Here is an 18,412-nt window from a genome sequence, read left to right as displayed (position 1 = left end):
CCCCCCTGGGCCGGATTTCTCAACGACGAGAGGCCTCACGAATGAGACGACGACTCCCCCTGGCCACCGTGGCGGTGATGGCGCTGACGGCGGGTCTCCTGTCGGTCGGCCCCACGGCCCAGGCCGCCCCCACCACCTCGCTCGACGCCGCGAAGGTGCTCGAGCTCCCGTTCGACGGGTCGCTCGCCGACACCAGCGGTCGTGGTACCGCCCTCGGGATGCAGAAGGGCACCGCCTCCTACGGCACCGGCCTGAACGGCCGGGCGTTCGAGTTCACCGGATCGAACGCGATCTCGCTCGGCACTGCGGCGGCGCTGCAGCCCGCCGACCTCACCGTCTCGTTCTGGTACAAGCCGACCAGCGCGATGACCGGTGAGCAGGTCTTCACCTGGAACAAGACCGCCTACAACTCCGACGGCTGGTACCTCACCTCCGAGGGCGACGGCACTCCGCTCGCCCTCTCGATCGGCCCGTCCGGCGGTCAGCCGTACAAGGTCGCCGTCGAGACCGCCCGCTCCGGCTTCTTCCCCGCGGGGGAGTGGACGCACGTGGTCGCCACGTACGACAAGAGCACCAAGGCCGTGGCCTTCTACCGCAACGGGGTGAAGCAGACCGCCGTCGTCAAGACCGCGCCGTCCTCCTCCGCGTCCGGCGTCCTCGGCTCCGAGAGCACGTCGACGAAGACCCTCGGCTTCAACGGCCCCCAGTACAACGGCGCGCACCTGCGCGGCCTGCTCGACGACTACGCGCTCTACAACGGCGTCGCGACCACCACCGACGTCGTCGCCCTGACGAAGGCCGGGAACCCCTCCTTCGACCCCGCGAGCATCGCCCGGGCCGACCTCGAGCTGGTCGCCCCGCCCGCGAGCACCAGCACCGGCTTCACCCTGCCCACCGTCGGCGCGAAGGGGTCCGCCCTCAGCTGGACCTCCTCCGACCCGGCGACCGTCGCGATCAGCGGAGGCACGGCCTCGGTCACGCCGCCCACCGGCTCCGCGACGCAGGTCGTCCTCACCGGCTCCGCCACTTACGGGGGCAGCACCGCGGTCACGAAGACCTACACTCTCCAGGTGCAGCCCCGGGGAGTGAAGACGTCGAACTACCTTCTGGAGGCCGGCCTGTCCGACGTCTCCGTGCAGGACCCGTACCTCGAGAACGGGGAGCAGCAGACCGTCGAGTACCTGCTGAGCCTCGACCCCGAGATGTTCCTCTACTCCTTCTACCGCGAGGCCGGGCTCGCCCCGACCACGAGCGGCGGATACGGAGGCTGGGAGCGCGAGAACGGCACCCGGTTCCAGGGCCACTTCTTCGGCCACTACATGTCCGCGCTCTCGCAGGCCTACGCCACCACCGAGGACCCGACCACGAAGGCCGCCCTGCTCGCGAAGCTCGCCGCCTCCGTCGACGGGCTGAAGAAGGTCCAGGACGCCTACGCGCTGAAGGACCCCGCGAACGCCGGCTACGTCTCGCCGTTCCCGACCCGCTACCTCCCCTCGGGCGGCGACGGCCTGCTCGTCCCCTTCTACAACCTGCACAAGGTGCTCGCGGGCCTCCTCGACGCCCACGACCAGGCGCCCGACGCCGTCTCGCAGAAGGCGCTCACCGTCGCCGGCGGCTTCGGCAGCTGGATCACCGCCTGGGCGGGCCGTCAGGCGAACCCCGGTCAGCTCCTCAACACCGAGTACGGCGGGATGAACGAGGCGCTCTACCGCCTCTACGAGACCACGCACGACCCGGCGCACAAGCGCGCGGCGGAGTACTTCGACGAGACGGCGCTGTTCCGCAAGCTGGCGGACAACGAGGACGTCCTCAACGGGCTGCACGCGAACACCACGATCCCGAAGCTGATCGGCGCGCTGAAGCGCTACCGCGTCTTCACCGACGACCCGGCGCTCTACGCGACGCTGACCGACGCCGAGAAGTCGGACCTCGACATGTACCGCCGTGCCGCCGAGAACTTCTGGCGCATGGTCGACGAGACCCACACCTACGCCAACGGCGGCAACAGCCAGTCCGAGCACTTCCACGCACCCGGCACCCTGTACGAGTACGCCACGAACGGCCAGACCACCGGCTACGGCGAGAACTCGACCTCCGAGGGCTGCAACATCTACAACATGCTCAAGCTCACCCGGGCGCTGTTCCAGGTGACCGAGGACGTGAAGTACGCCGACTTCTACGAGGAGACGTTCATCAACGGCGTCCTCTCGGTGCAGAACCCGGACACCGGCATGGTGACCTACTTCCAGCCGCAGACCGCGGGCTACGCCAAGGTCTTCGGGCACGAGCTCGACGAGTTCTGGTGCGACCACGGCTCGGGTATCGAGAGCTTCACCAAGCTCGGCGACTCGATCTACTTCGAGAAGCCGAAGACCGTCTTCGTGAACCAGTTCCGCTCCTCGGTCCTCCGCTCCTCCGCGAACAACCTCCGGCTGACCCAGACGGCGGACATCCCGAGCACGGACACGGCGACCCTGAGGGTCGAAGCGCTGGCCGGAGGAGCCGTGGCCGCGGACACGACCCTCAAGCTGCGCGTGCCGTCCTGGATCGACGGAGCGCCGACGCTCACCGTGAACGGTGCCGTCCGTGCCGTCACGGCCCAGGCCGGATACGTCTCGGTCGCCGTCGCCGCCGGTGACGTGCTGACCTGGAAGCTGCCCGCCGCGGTCAGCGCGGTCGCGGACACGGAGAACCCCGACTGGACCGCGTTCCGCTACGGACCGGTGCTGCTGGCGACCGAGCTCAACCGCTCGAACGTCGAGGCGTCCTACGTCGCCGGCGTCCTGGTGCGCATGGGCACGGCCGACAAGTCCGTGAACTCGAACGTCGTCGTCGCGGACTCCGCGGCCTGGAAGTCCGCGGTCCGCGGCAACCTGGTCCGCCTGCCCGACGGCGCGGACGGCAACGGCCGCACGACGATGCGCTTCGGCATGAAGAACGTCGACGCCGCGTCCGCCGCCCGGGTCTTCACCCCGTACTACAGCCTCTACAACGCCCGATACGCGACGTACATGACCCTGATCGAGCCCGACTCGGCCGCGGCGCAGGCGCTGATCCGGACCCAGAAGGAGCAGCTGCGCGTCGACGAGACGACCATCGACTCCCTCACCTCGTTCGACAACAACAACAGCGAGGCCGACAAGAACTACAAGACCGCGCGGTCCGGAGTCGGCACCTGGCGCGGGGAGGGCTACCGCGACGGCGAGCGCTCGGCGGAGGCGTACTTCCAGTACGACATGATCGTCGACCCGACCCTGCCGGCCAACTACCTCGGGGTCCGCTACTACGGCGGCGACGCGGGACGCACCTTCGACGTCTACCTCAACGACGTGAAGCTCAAGACCGAGGTGGTCTCGGGAGCGGCCGGAGCGACGAGCTGGTACGTCCAGTACGACCGGATCCCGGCGTCGATCCTCAGCGGTCTCGCCGCGAAGGACAGCTACAAGCGCGACCAGAGCGGGAAGTACGTGCTCGACGCGCAGGGACGCAAGATCCCCGTCGTCACGGTGCGCTTCCAGGGCACCGGGTCCAGCTACGTCGGCGGCGTCTTCGGGGTCTACACCACGGAGTCGACCACCTACGCGGTGAACCCGGAGCTGACGAAGCTCTCCTCCGACGTCGGGACGCTCTCGCCGGCGCTCGCCGCCGGGGTGCGGGACCACACCCTGACGGTGCCGGCCGGCACGACCAGCGTCTCGCTCGACCTCGACCCGGCCGTGCCCAGCGGTCTGGTGAAGGTCGACGGCGTGCTGATCGACGACACCCTCCGCCGCACGGTGCCGCTCGCGGCGTCGGGCACGACGAGCGTGGTCGTCGAGTCGTCGGCGCAGGACCACAGGACCACCGCGACCTACCGCCTCTCGATCGTCCGCGCCTCCGCGGCGACGGTGCCGACCACCGTGACGGCCACCAGCCGCTGCGTGGCGGGCAGGGTCGTGGTGACGGTCTCCGCTCGGAACGACGCGAAGGTCCCGGCGGCGATCACCATCGCGTCCTCCTGGGGCTCGAAGTCGTTCACCGGGATCGCTCCGGGGTCGAGCGCCTCCCACGCCTTCACCACCCGCGCCGCCTCGGTGGCCGCGGGCTCGGCGACGGTGACCGCGACGGCCACCCTGGACGGAGCCGCGGTGACGACCACGAAGCAGGCCGCGTACTCCGCTCTCACCTGCAAGTGACGTGACGACGACGGCCGTCGGGGCTCGCCCCCGGCGGCCGTCGTCGTCAGTCGGAGGCGCGGTAGAGGCCCTGGAGCAGCCCGATGACGTCGCCCAGGAGGGGCGGCGGGTCGCTCCGGATCCACGCGGCGTGCACGGGGACCGGCGGAGCGTCGCGGACGACCCGGTAGGCGAGGCCCTGCCGCCGGTACTGGCTCACCGTCGACTCCGCGGTCACTCCGCGGGCGGTGCCGCTGCTGATCACCGTGAGCCAGTCGTCGACGTCGGTCGTCGGGACGGTGATCCGCGGCCGGTCGTGCTCGGGCCAGAGGTCGAGCCGGGTGCTCCCGGTCCGGTCGTCGAGCGCGAGCGGAGCGGTCGCCACCTGGGCGAGGGTGACCGTGCGCTTCGCGGCGAGCGGGTCGTCGACGGACAGGGCGCAGTAGCGCTTCTCGGTGCCGATCAGAGCCGACTCGACGTCCGCAGCCGGAGATCCGCGCCGGAGGATCGCGAGATCGCTGAGGCCCTCCGCGAGCCCCGCGGTGGGCGTGTTGGAGCGGATCAGCCGCAGCTCGTGGCGGGGGAGCGCCGCGGCCCAGCGGCGCTGGAACTCCTGGGTGTGCTCGCCGAGAGCCGACCAGGCGTAGCCGATCCGGATCGTGTCCGTCCCGGCCGCCGCCTCCTCGCGCAGATCGTCGACGACGGCCAGGACGCGGCGGGCGTGCCGCAGCACCCGCTCGCCCGCCGGCGCGAGCTCGACGCTGCGGGTCGTCCGGTGGAGGAGCCTTCGTCCGAGGACGGACTCGAGCGCCGCGACGTTGCGGGAGACCGCCGTCTGGGAGATGCCGAGGTCGATCCCCGCGTCGGTGAAGGTCCCGGCGTCCACGACGCCGACGAACGACCGGAGGTGGCGCAGTTCCAGATCCATGACCGCATCCTATTCATGCGGTTCCCGCATCGATCGGACCGGTGATGCATTGTGAGCCGGGGCCGGACGGCTCGCAGACTTCCGGCATGACGAAGCAGCTCCCCGGCGACGGCCGGACCGTCGGCGTCGCGACCGCCCTCGCGAGCGCCCTCTCGAACCAGCTCGGGGCGGCCTCCGGGACTCTGGCCTTCCCGGTCCTGGGATCCGTCGGAGTGGTCGCCGTCCGGCAGATCGTCGCCGCGCTGATCCTCCTCCCGGTCGTGCGGCCGCGGATCCGCGACCTGACCCGCGCGCAGTGGTGGCCCGTCCTGCTCCTCGCCGTGGTGTTCGGAGCGATGAACCTCACGCTCTACGCGGCCATCGACCGCATCGGGCTGGGGCTGGCGGTGACCCTGGAGTTCTGCGGGCCGCTGGCGGTCGCGCTCCTCGGCTCCCGGAGCAGGACCAGCGCGCTCTGCGCCCTCGTCGCCGGAGCGGGCGTCGTGGCGATCGCCGGGCCGAGGCCCTCGTCCGACCAGCTGGGGATCGCGCTCGGTCTCGCGGCCGCGTGCTGCTGGGCCGCGTACATCCTGCTCAACCGGATCATCGGACTCCGGCTGCCCGGAGCACAGGGGACCGCCACGGCGACCGGCATCTCCGCCGCCGTCTTCCTGCCCGTCGCCGTCTGGACGCTCGTCACGACGCGCCCCGACGCGGGCACCGTGCTCCTGGCGGTCGGCGCCGGCGTCCTGGCGACGGCCGTCCCGTTCGTGGCCGACGTGATCGCGCTCCGGAGGCTCCCGGCGAGCGTGTTCGGGACGCTCATGAGCGCCAACCCCGTCCTGGCCGCCCTCATCGGCGCGGTCGTGCTCGGGCAGGACGTCGGCGCGGCCGGATGGATCGGCATCGCCCTCATCGTCACCGCGAACGCGGCGGTCCTCCGGCGGGGGCGTCGCGCGCGGTGAGGCCCGGCGGCGGGCCGAGCATCTCGACGACGGCGTCGAGCACCGCATCGGTCCTCCGCGCCAGGGGGGAGTCGGCGGAGACGAGCGCGCTGATCCGCTCGCGGGCGACGCGGCCGAGCGGCGTGATCCCGATGACGCGCTGCCGCTGGTCCGTCGGCGACACCCGGCGCTCGACCAGTCCCCGCGCCTCGAGCTGCCGGCAGAGGAAGGTGACGTTCTGAGGGGTGCAGTGCGCTCGGGCGGCCGCCTCGCTCATGGACGGAGCGGGCTCGTCGGGGTCGATGCTCCAGAGGAGGTGGGCGGTCGTGGCGGTGATGCCGTACTCGCGCAGTGCCGGAGCGAGCGCCTCGTCGGTGCGCGCCACCACGTCGTAGACCGCGGCCAGCGCGTCCGCCAGCCGCTCGTCCCGTCGCGTCGCCATGCGAGCAGAATATCGCTTCAAGTCCTGAAGCATGTACGGTGAAGCTTCAAGGATTGAAGGGAATCTGAGCCCTTCCGAGACCACCGCGCCCCTTCTCGGGCGCCGAGGGGAGACCGCCGTGGAGATCGCACGACTCGACGGGCGCACCGTCGTCGTCACCGGGGCCGCCGGCGGCATCGGCTTCTTCGTCGCGGAGGGACTCGCCCGCCTCGGCGCACGGGTCGTCGTCGCCGCCCGCTCGGCGGCCCGGGCGCACTCGGCCATCGGGCTGCTCCCCGAGCCGGGCCTGCACCGTCACCTGCCGCTGGACCTCTCCGACCGGGAGTCGATCCTGTCGGCGGGGGACGCCCTCCGGCGCCTCGGCACCCTCGACGGCATCGTCCTCAACGCGGGGATCATCGCCGCGCCGAGGACCGCTGCGACGGGCGCTTTCGGCGTCGAGTCGACGGTCGGCGTGAACGTCCTCGCGCACCTCGAGCTCCTGCGCTCCGCACTGCCGGCGCTCGAGGAGGCGCCGGCCGCGCGGATCGTCAGCACCGGCAGCATGCTCACCCGGCGGATCCCCTTCGACCCCGACGACTGGCTCTCGCAGAAGTCCTACCGCCCCCGCGTCGCCTACGCGATGTCCAAGCACGCCGCGGAGATCCTGGGGTTCGAGCTCGACCGCCGCCTCCTCGACGCGGGGTCTCGGATCCGCTCCGTCGTCGCCCACCCCGGCGGCGCCATCGATGCCCTCACCCCCGAGCGGCCGCCGCTCCACGAGCGGCCGCTGCCCGTGCGGCTCCTCGCACCCGCCCTCGCGCCGCTGGTCTCGCGCCTGGTGCAGGGGAAGGACTCCGCGGCGCGACCCGCCGTCGCCGCCGTCGCCGCACCGACACTGCCGCGGAACGCCTACATCGGCCCCCGCCACGGAGCCGCGGGAGAGCCGGTGCTCGCGACTCCCGTGCCCAGCTCGACCGACGCGGCGCTGGGCGCGCGGCTCTGGCACGAGGCGGAGGCGATCCTCGGCGGCCCGGTCCTCGGGGCGCTCTGACGGACGGGCCCTCGAGGGGGCCGGCGGAAGAAGAGGCGCGGCGGCGAGCAGCCGACCCGAGCGGTCCGCGGCACCGTCACTCCGGACCGCGGAGGGGCAGCGGGACGCGAGTCCGTCGCGCGGGTCCGAGCGCGCCTGCGCCGAGCCCACCGCACGGGACCGGCGTCGACGATCCTCACCGTCGACGATCCTCACCGTCGACGGTCTCGAGACGGATCCGGGCCGACGCCGGGCCGACCTCGCGGGTCGGCCCCTCGACCGACCCGGCCGCGGTCACGCCGCTGTGCGTTACCTGTTCGTTATGAAAAAGGCGCCTACACGACCAAACCAGGGACACCCTGGGAAACGGCAGGTCGCGGGAGAAAACTCTCCTCCATGAACCAGACAGCGGCACCCGTGCGCGAGCATCGAGCTCTCTACTTCCTGCTCGCCGCCCTCGCGGGCATCGTCACGGGCGGAGTCCTCCTCGCCGTCGCCGAGCTCATCGCCCTCGCGGTCGCCCGCACCGCGAGCCCCGTGCTCGCCCTCGGCGCCTTCATCGTCGACATCGTCCCGCGCCCGCTCAAGGAGTTCGCGATCGAGACGTTCGGCGAGAACGACAAGACCTTCCTGCTCGGCAGCGTGGGCGCCGCGGTCGTCGTCGCCGCCGCGATCGCCGGAGTGCTCCAGCTGGTCCGCCCGCCGCTCGGCCAGGTGCTGCTCGTGATCGCCGGCGGCCTCTCGATCGCCGCCATCGTGACCCGCACCGGAGCGTCGCCGCTCGCTGCGGTGCCCACGCTGGTCGGACTCGTCGTCGCCGTCGTCGTCATGCACCTCCTCTTCACGCGCCTGCGCGGCTGGCGTGCGGCCCGGGCCTCGGAGGCCAGGGGAACATCCTCCGAGGCCCGTCCGGGCGCCCTCGAGCGCCGCGGCTTCTTCCGCATCGCGCTGATCTCCGCCGTCGGCGCGGCCGTCGTCGGCACCGGTGCCCGCCTGGTCAACGCGGCGACCTCCTCCCTCGCCGGTGTCCGCGACGCCCTGCGCCTGCCGTCCCCGCGCAGCACCGTCTCGGTCCCCGCGGGCGCCGAGCTCGACATCGAGGGCATCACCCCGCTCTACACGCCGAACGCCGACTTCTACCGCGTCGACACCGCCCTCACCGTGCCCAACCTGGACCCGTCGGCCTGGTCGCTGAAGATCACCGGCATGGTCGACCGCGAGGTGACGCTGAACCTCCAGCAGATCTTCGACATGGGCCTCGACGAGTACGGCATCACCCTCACCTGCGTCTCGAACCAGGTCGGCGGCAACCTCGTCGGCAACGCCAAGTGGCTCGGCGTCCCCCTGCGCGACGTGCTGAAGATGGCCGGCGTGCAGAGCGGCGCCGACATGCTCCTCTCGACCAGCAGCGACGGCTACACGGCGTCCACCCCGATCACCGCGGTCACGGACGACAATCTCGACGCGATCCTCGCCGTCGGCATGAACGGCGAGCCCCTCCCGTTCGAGCACGGCTTCCCGGTGCGGATGATCGTGCCCGGCCTCTACGGCTACGTCTCGGCCACCAAGTGGCTCACCGAGCTCAAGGTCACCACCTTCGAGGCCGACCAGGCCTACTGGACCCCGCGCGGCTACTCCGCCGAGGCCCCCATCAAGATGTCCTCGCGGATCGACACCCCGCGGATCGGCGTCCCCGTCACCTCGGGCGCTCTCAAGATCGCTGGTGTCGCCTGGGCGCAGAGCATCGGCATCGAGAAGGTCGAGGTGAGCATCGACAACGGCGACTGGCAGGAGGCGACGCTCTCGACCCCGGTCAACCTCGACACCTGGGTGCAGTGGTTCGTCGACTGGGACGCCCAGCCCGGCTCGCACTACGTCGCGGTCCGCGCGGTCGACAAGAACGGCATGGTCCAGATCGAGGACCGCGCGCCGGTCGCGCCCGACGGATCCTCCGGCTGGCAGCGCACGCTCATCAACGTCACCTGACGCCCGGCGGAGGCGCCGATCCCCGGGGGTCGGCGCCTCCGGTGCGTCCGGCGTCCGTCGCGACGACGCCCCCGCAGTGCGGACGGCCCTGACGCGACGTCGCCTTGGCGGCAGGCACCGCGGCACGTCCCGGCCCGGCGCGCAAGCCTCCGCGGCGGCGCGGCCCGCGAGGAGGCGCCGCTCTAGCCTTCGAGGATGCGCTCCCGGCTCCTCCATCTCCGCGAATCCTTCTGGTTCCTCCCGGCGCTGTTCGGCGTCCTCGCCGTCGGGCTGGCGCTGGGGCTGGTCGAGGTCGACCACCTGCTGGTCCGCGCCGGCGTCAGCGACATCCCCCTGATCGAGGACCTGTCGCCGACCGGCGGCCGGGCGATCCTCTCGGCGATCGGCGGGACGATGCTGGGCGTCGCCGCGACCTCGTTCTCGATCACGATCTCGGTGCTGGCAACCACGTCCTCCGCCTACGGGCCCCGGCTTGTCCGCAACTTCATGGCCGACCGCGGCAACCAGGTCGTCCTGGCGGTGCTCACGTCCACGTTCCTGTACTCGCTGATCGTTCTGCGCGCGGTGCACACCGAGGAGGACGCCTCGCTGACGTTCGTGCCGGTGGTGGCCGTCTCGTTCTCGGTGCTGCTCGCGGTGGGCGACGTCGCGGTGCTCGTCTACTTCATCCACCACATCGCGCTGTCGGTGCAGGTGACGACGCTGCAGCAGCGGGTGCTCGGCGAGCTCGTCGACGTCATCGAGCGGCTGCACCCGGAGGACGGGGAGGAGCCGGCGGAGGCGGAGGCGGCCCTGCTCGCGGAGGAGGCCCTGCCGCCGGCGGGGCGCGAGCCGGTCGTCCTGCGGGCGGTGCGGGGCGGCTACGTCGAGCAGCTCGAGGTCGAGCGGCTGGTCGCCCTGGCCCGCCGCGGCGACGCGCGGCTCCGGGTGCTCGCGCTGCCCGGCGACCACGTCCTCGTCGGAGACCCGGTGCTCGAGGTCTTGGAGGGGTCCGTCGCCCAGGAGGAGGCGGTCGCCGCGGTCGTCGTCGCCGACGCGCGCACCCCGCACCAGGACCTCCGGTACGCCGTCCAGCAGGTGGTCGAGATCGGAGTCCGCGGGCTCGCGACCGGCACGAACGACCCGTACACCGCGGTCGGCGCCGTCGAGGCCCTGACCAGCGCGCTCGTCGACCTCTGCGGCCGGCCGGAGGCGCGCGGCCGCTACTCCGACGCCGACGGAGTCGTCCGCCTGGTCGTCCCGTGGCCGCGAGCGGGCGAGCTGCTGGCCGACGTGTTCCTCGCCCTGCGCTCGTACGCGATGGAGCAGCCGCTCGTCGTCCGCGCCGGCGTGCGCCTCGCCGAGCGGCTCGCGGTCGTCGCCCGCGGGGGTACCCGCGTCGAGCTGCACCGCCAGGTCCAGGCGTTCGCCGCCGCGCACGCCGCCGCCGACGGCGACGCCCTCGAGGCGCCGGCCCTGCGCGCGTCGCTCGCCGCGCTCGAGGCGCGCCTCGCGGCCTGAAGCCGGCCTGCCGGATGCTCCGGGAGGCCGCACCGCCCATGGAGTGCTCGAATCGATTCGAGTAGGCTCGGCGCATGACAGAGAACACCACTGAGCTGCGCGTGGGGGTCGTCGGCCTCGGCTTCGCCGGCACCACCCACCTCGACGCCTTCCAGTCCCTGCCCGGCGCCCGCGTCGTCGCGCTCGCCGGCCAGGAGGAGGCGCGCCTGCACGAACTCGGCGCGACCCGCGGCGTCCCCGACCTCTACGCCGACTGGGAGGAGCTCGTCGCCCGCGACGACCTCGACGTCGTCTCCATCGGCGTCCCAAACCACCTGCACCACCCGATCGCCGTGGCCGCGCTCGCGAGCGGCAAGCACGTCTTCTGCGAGAAGCCGCTCGCCACCACCGCTGAGCTGGCGGCCGAGATGGTCGAGGCCGCCCGCACGAACGACCGGGTGCTCGAGATCGCGTACAACCACCGCCGCCGCGCCGACGTCGCCTTCCTCCGCGACTACCTCGACGACGCGCCGCTGGGCGACGTCTACCACGCCCGCGCGAGCTGGCAGCGGCGCACCGGCATCCCCGGCATCGGCTCCTGGTTCACCAGCAAGGAGCTCGCCGGCGGCGGCCCGCTCATCGACCTCGGCTCCCACGTGCTCGACATCGCGCTGCACCTGCTCGACGAGCCGCGCGTGACCAGCGTCTCGGCGGTCGCGTACGGCGAGATCGGCCGCTCCGGCCGCGGAGGGCGCCCGCACGGCGTCGCCGCCACCGGCACGCACGCGTTCGAGGTAGAGGACTTCTCGAGCGCCCTGCTGCGCCTCGACAACGGCCGCTCGCTCCAGCTCGACGCCTCCTGGGCCAGCTACTCGAAGGTCGACGAGGACATCGAGGTCGAGCTGCTCGGCTCGGCCGGGGGCGCGCGCCTCCACATCGCCGACTACGCCACGGAAGGGACTCTGACGCTCTACTCCGAGGTCGCCGGAGCGCCGACCGTCTCGCACCCCGACGTGAAGGTCCCCGCCGGACACCACCGCTCGGTCATCGCCGAGTTCCTGGAGGCCATCGCCTCGGGAGCCGACGCGCCCGCGGGCGGCCCCCGCTACTCCGGCCACTACGGCGAGTACGCTCTGCACCGCAGCCGGGTGGTCGACGCGATCTACCGCTCCGCCGCCGAGAAGCAGGAGGTGGCGGTCGCATGAGCGCCCCGATCGAGGTCCTCGTCTGGAACGAGTTCCGCCACGAGACCCGCGGCGACGAGACCGTGCTGCGCCACTACCCGGACGGCATCCACCGCGTCATCGCGGACGGGCTCGCGGAGTCGCTCGGCGACGCCGTCTCGGTCCGCACCGCGACGCTCCCCGAGCCCGAGCACGGGCTCACCGAGGAGGCGCTCGCGACGACGGACGTGCTGCTGTGGTGGGGGCACATCGCGCACGAGGAGGTGTCGGACGAGGTCGTCCAGCGCGTCCTGCGGCACGTGCAGGAGGGGATGGGGATCCTGGTCCTGCACTCGGGCCACTACTCGTCGATCTTCAAAGCGCTCATGGGCACGACCTGCTCGCTGAAGTGGCGCAACGACCGCGACCGCGAGCTGGTCTGGACGATCGCGCCCACCCATCCGATCGCCGAGGGCGTGCCCAGCCCGCTGATCATCCCCGAGCAGGAGATGTACGGCGAGTACTTCGACATCCCGGTGCCGGAGGAGACGGTGTTCCTGTCGACCTTCACCGGCGGCGAGGTGTTCCGCTCCGGCGTGACCTACACCCGCGGCCTCGGGAAGGTCTTCTACTTCTCGCCCGGCGACCAGGACTACCCCGTCTACCACCACCCGGACATCCGGCGCGTGCTGGCGAACGCCGTCCGCTGGGCCCGCCCGACCCGGCCGCGCACGCCCCTCACGGCCGACCACCACCCCCGGGGCTGGTTCGAGTCCTGACGCGGTCCCCTCCCTCTCCGCGGGATGCCGCTCCGGTACGCGACACGCCGTGCCCGGCGTACCGACGTGGCGTCTCGCGGGGAGGTACTGGGGGGATGCAGCAGACGGAGGGGCGCGAGCCGGACGAGGTGCGCCGGTACGGGAAGGCACCGGAGCAGATCGCGGACGTCTTCCGCGGGGCGCCCGGCGGGGCGCGCCGGCCGGTCGTGCTCGTGCACGGCGGATTCTGGCGCGCGCGGTGGGACCGGCGGCACGCCCGGCCGCTCGCGGCGGCGCTGGCCGACCGCGGACACGACGTGCTCCTCCCCGAGTACCGGCGCACGGGCGACACGGGAGGCGGCTGGCCGAGCACCGGCGACGACGTCCTGGCCGTGCTCGCGGCGCTCCCGGCGCTGCTGCCCGGCGCCGGACCGGTCACCCTCGTCGGCCACTCCGCCGGCGGCCACCTCGCCGTCTGGTCGCAGGCCGCCCGTCCGTCGCCGCACGTCGCCGCTGTGGTGGCGCTGGCGGGCGTGCTCGACCTGGCCGCCGCCTCCGCCGACCGCCTCAGCGACGACGCCGTGGGGGAGCTCCTCGGCGGCGACCTCGCGCTGCTCCCGGGCGCCGACCCCGCGCAGCTGCCCGCGCCGCCGCAGCCGACCACGCTGATCCACGGCGTACTCGACGAGGACGTCCCCGTCGCCTACAGCCGCCGATACGCCGGCCGGCATCTCGCCGTGCAGCTGCACGAGCTCGCCGACGCCGACCACATGGCGCTCGTCGATCCGACGACGGCAGCCTTCGCGATCCTCCTCGCCGCGCTCGGCTGACGCGCGCCGGGAGCGGGACTGCGACGCTCCGCCCGCCGAGGCGCGACGGGAACAGGCCCCCTACAGGACCGGCGGGTACAGGAAGAGCGGGACCTGCGCGGTGGGGAAGGTGCGGGTGACGTAGCTGTGCTTGCCGCCGTAGTTGTACTCCTCGAGGAGCACGGTGCCGTCGTCGTTGACCTTCTGCACGTACGAGACGTGGTTGTAGGTCCACCACGCGACGCAGCCGACGATCGGGACGCTGCTGGTCGCCCAGCCCTTCGCGGCCCAGTTGTCCGGCCACTCGTAGGCGCTGCCGCCGAGCGGGGTGATGTTCCCCCACGTGTACTTCCACGGCGCGGAGGTGCGGCCGGCGTCGCGGTTGAGGCGCCAGGCCACGAAGTCGACGCACTCGCGGTAGTAGTAGCCGAGGGGCGAGAGTCCGCCGCCGTCGTCGTCGATGGTCTCGTAGGGCCACGGGTAGTCGTCGCCGACCGCGCGGGTCTGCACGGTCGAGAACTCTCCGCCGTTCGATCCGGAGAGCACGGCCGCCTGGCGGCTGGCCTCGTCGAGCTGCGCCTGGGTCGGTGCGGCGAAGGCGTCGCGGACGGCGGTCTGGCCGGCGGCGTCGGAGGAGACGGTGAGGTTCTGGAGGCCGACCCGGTTCGCGGCGGCGCGGCCGGTCGCGGTGGCGGAGGAGCTGCGGGCGCCGTACGCGGGGATCGCGGCCGTGGCGAAGAGGCCGCCGACCACCGAGAAGGTGCCGAAGGCCAGGGCGCGGCGGCTGAGGCCACGGGCCCGGGCGGGTTCGGCGACGCGAGGAGCGACGGGGCGGGAGGCGGACGCGCGGCGCGGTGAGGCCGGGATCGACCGGGAGGCGGGGGAGGCGACGGCGGGGACCTCGACCGAGACGGTCGGAGCGGTCGCCACGGCCGTTGCGGCGTCGACGGCGGTGGGCGCGGAGTCGCCAGCGCCTGCGGAAGCGGCGGAGTCGTCCGATCCGCTGCCCTCGACCGCGGTGCCGGCGGTCGCCGCGCCCGTCTCCGTCTCGGCCCGGGCCGCACGGCGCTCGGCTTCGCGGGCCTCGCGCCGGGTCAGGGGTGCAGTGGTCGGGGTGCCGGCACTCTCCTCAGGGGTGGGAATGCCTGGCTTCGACACGCGTGCGTTCTCCTCGGATGACGGTGGTGACGGGGGGTCGGGGGCCGGTGGGGATCCGGCGACGAGCCACTCTAGCCCGAGGCCCGCGCATAACGGAACGATCACGACGGATCCGGCACGGATGCTCCGACCGCTCGCGCCCGCGCGGTGCCAGGATGGGGCGCAACCGGGAAGGAGCTCCTCATGACCGCACCCACCCCCACCGGGCCCGTCCTCGTCGGCATCGTCGACGGCCAGCGACCCGAGGTCCTGCGCACCGCCGCCCGCGTCGCCGCCGACGCCGGAGCCGCCCTGCTGCTCGTGTCGGTCTCGGCCGATCCGTACCTCGTCGGCGAGTACGTCGATCCGATGACCGGCGGCATCCCGCTCGGCTTCGTCGGCGCCGCGGCCGACCGCGGCGAGGGCCCGTCCCTCCCGCCCGGGCTCCGCAAGACGGTCGAGCACGAGCTGGACGGCAGCACCGTGCAGTGGTCGCTGCGCGCGGCGCGGGGCGAGCCCGCCCTGGCGCTCGCCGAGGTCGCCGAGGAGGTCGACGCGCGGATGATCGTGGTCGGCACCCGCGACGCGGGCGTGCTCGCGAGCATCGCCGAGTTCCTCAGCGGGAGCGTCGCCGCCCACCTCGCTCACCGCCAGCACCGCCCCGTGCTCGTCGTCCCGCGCGCCGACCGCGACCCGTCGCGCCCGGCGCCCTGGGACCTCCCGGAGTGACGCGACCCCTGCACCTGCGCCCCTCCGCGATCCTCCTGGTCGCGGCGGGCGGTGCCGTCGGCACGGCGATTCGCGCCGCGATCGGCGCCGCACTGCCTCCGCTGGGCGTCGTGCCGGTCGCGACGCTCGCCGTGAACCTGCCGGGCGCGTTCCTCCTGGGCCTCCTGCTCGAGGCGCTGGCGCGGCGCGGGCCGGACGAGGGCGGGCGCCGAACCCTGCGCCTCCTGATCGGCACCGGCGTGCTGGGCGGATTCACGACCTACAGCACCTTCTCGCTCGACACGGTCGCGCTGCTCGAGGGCGGCCACGTCGTGGAGTACCTGCTCTACACCGGCGGCACGCTCGTGCTGGGCGTGCTCGCCGCGGCGCTGGGCATCGCTGTCGCGGGGCGGCGGAGGGCGGCGGCGTGACGGCCGGCCTGCTGCTCGCGGTCGCTCTCGCGGGCGGAGTCGGAGCGGCCGCACGGCTCGTCGTCGACGGGGTCGCGCGGTCGCTCGTGCCGGCGCGCTGGCCGGTCGGCACCGCGCTGATCAACGTGAGCGGGTCGCTGCTGCTCGGAGTCGTCACCGGGCTCGTGCTGGCCGGCGTCCTCGACCCGGTGTGGCGGGCCGTGCTCGGGACGGGCGTGCTCGGCGGCTTCACCACGTTCAGCACGGCGAGCGTCGAGACCGCGCGGCTCTTGCTCGACCGGCGCTGGGCGGCCGGCCTGGGGTACGGCGTCGGCACGGCGGCGCTCGCCGTCGCGGCGGCGGCCGCGGGCCTCGCGCTGACGGGCGTCCGGCTGTCTTGAGCAGCGTGGCGGGCACTCCGGAGCGGCACGTGGCTCCGCTCCTCGCCGCCCTTCCCGGAGCCCACCCCACGCCCCTCCGCGCCCGCCTCGTCACTCCTGATCCCCCCGCTCACGGGGCAGGCGCCCGCCGCCGCCCGCGAGCCGACGCGGATCCTCGCGCGGTGACCCCCGGTCGAGGGACGCCTCGACCTCCGGAGCATGGGTGAAGATGGGCGGATGACATCCGTGGGGGGCGTTCCGGAGCTCAGGCTGGCCGTCGTCGACGACCAGCCCCTCTACCGGCACATGCTGTCGTCGCTGCTGCGCGCGGTGCCGGGCGTGCGGAGCGTCGTGGAGGCCGGATCCGCCACGGAGGCGCGGTCGGTGCTGCGGCCCGCGGAGCTCGACGTGGCGATCCTCGACATCGAGCTCGGCGACGGCGACGGCATCGAGCTCGGGCGCCGGCTGCGGTCCACCGCGCCCGGACTGGGCATCGTCCTGCTCTCGGCCGTCGACGCGATGCACCGCTTCCTCCGCCTCGATCGCGCCGAGGCCCGCGGCTGGAGCTACCTCTCGAAGACCTCCTCCCTCTCCGCCCCCGCCCTGCTCGCCTCCGTCCGCGCGACGGCGGACGGCCGCACCGTGCTCGATCCGGCGCTGGTCGCCGCCCGCGCGGCCCGCCGCGACTCCCCGGTCGCCGCGCTGAGCCCGCGCCAGTACGAGGTGCTCTCGGGCCTCGCATCGGGGCTGACCAACGCTGCGATCGGCGAGCGCCTCGGCATCGCGGTCCGCTCGGTCGACAACCACGTCAACGCCGTCTACGCGGGCCTCGGCGTGCGGTCGGACGGCGAGCGCAACCCGCGGGTCGACGCGACGCTCCTCTTCCTCGAGTACACCGGATGAGCGCCGGCCCGCGCGACGCGCGCGAGGACAACCGCATCGTCCTCGGAGCGATGGCCCTCCTGGGCGGCGTCCTCTCGCTGCTGGCCGCGCTCCAGGCCGTCTTCGCGCTCGGGATGCTGTCGCGGACGCTGCGGGGGGTCGATCCGGGGCCGCTGCTCGACGTGACGACGCGCGTCCTGGTCAACGTGTCGACGATCGGGCTCGCGATCGCCCTGGTCGCGGTGCTGCGTCCCGAGCGCTCGACCGGCAGCGGCCGGGTGGCCCGGACGGCGGTCATCGCCGTGGGGATGGGACTCGTCCGCTGCTGCCTCCAGGTGCTGACCGGCGTCTACCCGCTCTCGGCCCTCCCCGCTCTCGCGGTCGAGCTGGTCGTCGGATCCACGGTGATCGCGCTGATCACGGCCTACGGCTACCTGCTCGTGCGCGCGGCACGGCGCGTGCGCGAGAAGGAGCGGGAGCACGCCCGCGCCTCCGTGCAGGCGCTCGAGGCGGTGCAGGCCCTGCAGCGGGAGGAGCTGCGGGTGCGGCGCGACGTCGCGCAGAGCCTGCACGGCGGCCTCCAGAACGGACTCGTGGTGCTGACCGCCGAGCTGCACGCGGTCGCGAGCACAACCGACGAGGCGGCCTCGGAGCGGCTGCTCGCCATCGCCGCCCGGCTCGACCGGCTCCGCGAGGACGAGGTGCGCGCGGTCGGCCACGCCCTCTACCCGGTCGAGATCGACCACGGCCTGGTCCCCGCCGTCCGCGACCTCGTCGCGCGACTCCCTCCCGAGATCGCCGTCGACCTCGACCTCGGCCGCATCCCGGCGCTCGCCGCCGAGGGCGCCGAGGCGCCGCTCGACCAGCGGATGCTCCTGGTCCGGTTCCTGGAGGAGGCGGTCACCAACGCGCTGAAGCACGGCGGCGCCTCCTCGCTGCGGGTGCGCGGCGACGAGGAGGCGGGCGTCGTGGTGCTCACCCTCGACGACGACGGCCGCGGACTCGTCGAGGGGTCGACGCGCTCGGGCCTGGCGCGGCTGGAGCGGCAGCTCGCGGTCTACGGGGGCTCGCTGGAGCTCTCGGACTCGCCCGTGCTGGCGGGGGCGCGGGTGAGGGCGCGGCTCCCGCTGTCCGGCGCGGCGCCCGGCGGGGACGGCGGACGGACGGAGTAGCGGGACGGGCGCTCCCGCCGTCCCTCGCGTCGAGCACAGGGCGGTCCGAGGGACGTATTCATGCCGGAT

General features: G+C 73.4%; 16 protein-coding genes. 13 read left to right on the top strand and 3 right to left on the bottom strand.

Translation table 11 applies throughout. The features are described from left to right. Nucleotides 1-41: 41 nt before the first annotated feature. Nucleotides 42-4,175 carry a beta-L-arabinofuranosidase domain-containing protein gene (locus tag C5C49_RS07025; protein WP_104345769.1) on the top strand — a complete coding sequence of 1,378 codons (4,134 nt, stop codon included), beginning with the start codon at nt 42-44 and terminating at the stop codon, nt 4,173-4,175. A 46-nt stretch (nt 4,176-4,221) separates the two neighbouring features. Here the strand turns inward: C5C49_RS07025 and C5C49_RS07020 are convergent, their stop codons facing one another. After that, entirely contained in the window at nt 4,222-5,082 is an 861-nt protein-coding gene (locus tag C5C49_RS07020; RefSeq protein WP_104273848.1) for a LysR family transcriptional regulator, read from the bottom strand. A gap of 86 nt (nt 5,083-5,168) precedes the next feature. On the opposite strand from C5C49_RS07020, the gene C5C49_RS07015 reads away from it, so the two are divergent. Then, a complete protein-coding gene (locus C5C49_RS07015; RefSeq protein ID WP_104345768.1) occupies nt 5,169-6,026 on the top strand; it encodes a DMT family transporter in 858 nt (285 codons plus the stop codon). Here the strand turns inward: C5C49_RS07015 and C5C49_RS16930 are convergent. Further along, a complete protein-coding gene (locus C5C49_RS16930) occupies nt 5,980-6,447 on the bottom strand; it encodes a MarR family winged helix-turn-helix transcriptional regulator (protein WP_181135725.1) in 468 nt (155 codons plus the stop codon). The two genes, C5C49_RS07015 and C5C49_RS16930, sit on opposite strands and share 47 nt — an antisense overlap. A gap of 118 nt (nt 6,448-6,565) precedes the next feature. On the opposite strand from C5C49_RS16930, the gene C5C49_RS07005 reads away from it, so the two are divergent. From C5C49_RS07005 to C5C49_RS06980, 6 genes are all read left to right on the top strand, one after another. Continuing rightward, complete coding sequence (locus tag C5C49_RS07005; protein WP_181135724.1) at nt 6,566-7,480, top strand: SDR family NAD(P)-dependent oxidoreductase; 915 nt, start codon at nt 6,566-6,568, stop codon at nt 7,478-7,480. 375 nt (nt 7,481-7,855) lie between these two features. Next, nucleotides 7,856-9,445, top strand: coding sequence for a molybdopterin-dependent oxidoreductase (locus C5C49_RS07000; protein ID WP_104239239.1), 1,590 nt, complete (start codon nt 7,856-7,858; stop codon nt 9,443-9,445). Nucleotides 9,446-9,640: 195 nt separating this feature from the next. Continuing rightward, nucleotides 9,641-10,945 (top strand): DUF2254 domain-containing protein, encoded by a 1,305-nt coding sequence (locus C5C49_RS06995; RefSeq protein WP_104345766.1) that lies wholly within the window; start codon nt 9,641-9,643, stop codon nt 10,943-10,945. Between the two features lie 74 nt (nt 10,946-11,019). After that, nucleotides 11,020-12,129, top strand: coding sequence for a Gfo/Idh/MocA family protein (locus C5C49_RS06990; RefSeq protein ID WP_104248208.1), 1,110 nt, complete (start codon nt 11,020-11,022; stop codon nt 12,127-12,129). After that, nucleotides 12,126-12,866, top strand: a complete 741-nt coding sequence (locus C5C49_RS06985; protein ID WP_104226581.1) for a ThuA domain-containing protein — start codon at nt 12,126-12,128, stop codon at nt 12,864-12,866. Before C5C49_RS06990 ends, C5C49_RS06985 begins: the two co-directional genes overlap by 4 nt. 95 nt (nt 12,867-12,961) lie before the next feature. Further along, entirely contained in the window at nt 12,962-13,675 is a 714-nt protein-coding gene (locus C5C49_RS06980; protein ID WP_104345765.1) for an alpha/beta hydrolase, read from the top strand. A gap of 60 nt (nt 13,676-13,735) precedes the next feature. On the opposite strand, the gene C5C49_RS06975 is transcribed toward C5C49_RS06980, so the two are convergent. Further along, nucleotides 13,736-14,812 carry a CHAP domain-containing protein gene (locus C5C49_RS06975; protein ID WP_104345764.1) on the bottom strand — a complete coding sequence of 359 codons (1,077 nt, stop codon included), beginning with the start codon at nt 14,810-14,812 and terminating at the stop codon, nt 13,736-13,738. A 183-nt stretch (nt 14,813-14,995) separates the two neighbouring features. On the opposite strand from C5C49_RS06975, the gene C5C49_RS06970 reads away from it, so the two are divergent. The 5 genes from C5C49_RS06970 (at nt 14,996) to C5C49_RS06950 (ending at nt 18,343) form a co-directional block, all read left to right on the top strand. Further along, the gene (locus tag C5C49_RS06970; protein ID WP_104345763.1) at nt 14,996-15,520 is read left to right on the top strand and encodes a universal stress protein; all 525 of its coding nucleotides are present in this window, start codon (nt 14,996-14,998) and stop codon (nt 15,518-15,520) included. Continuing rightward, on the top strand, nt 15,517-15,930 hold the full coding sequence (locus C5C49_RS06965) for a CrcB family protein (RefSeq protein ID WP_258068409.1): 414 nt from the start codon (nt 15,517-15,519) through the stop codon (nt 15,928-15,930). The genes C5C49_RS06970 and C5C49_RS06965 overlap by 4 nt, the downstream gene beginning before the upstream one ends. Next, the gene (locus C5C49_RS06960) at nt 15,927-16,310 is read left to right on the top strand and encodes a CrcB family protein (RefSeq protein ID WP_104345762.1); all 384 of its coding nucleotides are present in this window, start codon (nt 15,927-15,929) and stop codon (nt 16,308-16,310) included. The genes C5C49_RS06965 and C5C49_RS06960 overlap by 4 nt, the downstream gene beginning before the upstream one ends. 216 nt (nt 16,311-16,526) lie before the next feature. Then, nucleotides 16,527-17,192 (top strand): response regulator transcription factor, encoded by a 666-nt coding sequence (locus C5C49_RS06955; RefSeq protein WP_104345761.1) that lies wholly within the window; start codon nt 16,527-16,529, stop codon nt 17,190-17,192. Continuing rightward, nucleotides 17,189-18,343 (top strand): sensor histidine kinase, encoded by a 1,155-nt coding sequence (locus C5C49_RS06950; RefSeq protein ID WP_104345760.1) that lies wholly within the window; start codon nt 17,189-17,191, stop codon nt 18,341-18,343. The genes C5C49_RS06955 and C5C49_RS06950 overlap by 4 nt, the downstream gene beginning before the upstream one ends. The last annotated feature ends 69 nt before the right edge of the window (nt 18,344-18,412 follow it).

Origin of the sequence: Rathayibacter sp. AY1E2 (assembly GCF_002932325.1) — a bacterium.
Taxonomy (GTDB): Bacteria; Actinomycetota; Actinomycetes; order Actinomycetales; family Microbacteriaceae; genus Rathayibacter.
Note: the sequence above shows the minus strand (reverse complement) of the source record. Positions and strands in the feature narration are given on the sequence as shown.

Bases quoted from the DNA above. Each gene is read 5' to 3' on its own strand.
- C5C49_RS06985 (WP_104226581.1), top strand. From the start codon at position 12,126: ATGAGCGCCCCGATCGAGGTCCTCGTCTGGAACGAGTTCCGCCACGAG.
- C5C49_RS06995 (WP_104345766.1), top strand. From the start codon at position 9,641: ATGCGCTCCCGGCTCCTCCATCTCCGCGAATCCTTCTGGTTCCTCCCG.
- C5C49_RS07015 (WP_104345768.1), top strand. From the start codon at position 5,169: ATGACGAAGCAGCTCCCCGGCGACGGCCGGACCGTCGGCGTCGCGACC.
- C5C49_RS16930 (WP_181135725.1), bottom strand. From the start codon at position 6,447: ATGGCGACGCGACGGGACGAGCGGCTGGCGGACGCGCTGGCCGCGGTC.
- C5C49_RS07025 (WP_104345769.1), top strand. From the start codon at position 42: ATGAGACGACGACTCCCCCTGGCCACCGTGGCGGTGATGGCGCTGACG.
- C5C49_RS06970 (WP_104345763.1), top strand. From the start codon at position 14,996: ATGACCGCACCCACCCCCACCGGGCCCGTCCTCGTCGGCATCGTCGAC.
- C5C49_RS07000 (WP_104239239.1), top strand. From the start codon at position 7,856: ATGAACCAGACAGCGGCACCCGTGCGCGAGCATCGAGCTCTCTACTTC.
- C5C49_RS06980 (WP_104345765.1), top strand. From the start codon at position 12,962: ATGCAGCAGACGGAGGGGCGCGAGCCGGACGAGGTGCGCCGGTACGGG.
- C5C49_RS06990 (WP_104248208.1), top strand. From the start codon at position 11,020: ATGACAGAGAACACCACTGAGCTGCGCGTGGGGGTCGTCGGCCTCGGC.
- C5C49_RS06950 (WP_104345760.1), top strand. From the start codon at position 17,189: ATGAGCGCCGGCCCGCGCGACGCGCGCGAGGACAACCGCATCGTCCTC.
- C5C49_RS06955 (WP_104345761.1), top strand. From the start codon at position 16,527: ATGACATCCGTGGGGGGCGTTCCGGAGCTCAGGCTGGCCGTCGTCGAC.
- C5C49_RS07020 (WP_104273848.1), bottom strand. From the start codon at position 5,082: ATGGATCTGGAACTGCGCCACCTCCGGTCGTTCGTCGGCGTCGTGGAC.